The 399-nt window shown below is 58.4% G+C and carries 1 protein-coding gene; it reads right to left on the bottom strand.

What is annotated here, in order from left to right; all coding sequences use genetic code 11:
• Positions 1-383, bottom strand: a 383-nt coding sequence (locus ACFHWW_RS34375; protein WP_379943867.1) for a hypothetical protein, incomplete at its 3' end; no start/stop codon positions are given.
• Positions 384-399: the final 16 nt, after the last annotated feature.

Here is a 399-nt window from a genome sequence, read left to right as displayed (position 1 = left end):
GATTTGGCGAAGCCCACGATACGATCAATCGGCTGCGCATCAGGTGACATCTTGACTGAGGTCATGCAGGCGACGCCGGGACCTGCACCGGCCTTGTCGCACTGGCCGAGTGCCAGAGAGATTTCCGGCAGATTATTCCGATCCCAAACGAGAGGAGACGCCGCATGTGCTTTGCGGTAGGCGGCCAATGCTTCGGCTTCTGTCGGCGCTTCAACGGTCGGAATAGGGCAAAGAGATGGATCAGCGGAGATAGCCGCAACCAGTTCGGCTTTCGAGATGGCCTGAGCTTCGACTTTCGGCTCGGACGTGGCAATGTAGGTGCCGCCGGCGCCAGCCGCTAAACCGAGGGTAGCTGCGATCGCGATTATGGCATTCTGGTGCATTGAATGTTTCCTCTGA

The organism is Sinorhizobium sp. P24N7, assembly GCF_042436655.1.
Taxonomy (GTDB): domain Bacteria; phylum Pseudomonadota; class Alphaproteobacteria; order Rhizobiales; family Rhizobiaceae; genus Sinorhizobium; species Sinorhizobium meliloti_A.
The sequence above is the reverse complement of the archived record's forward strand: the minus strand, read 5'-3'. Positions and strand labels throughout refer to the sequence as shown.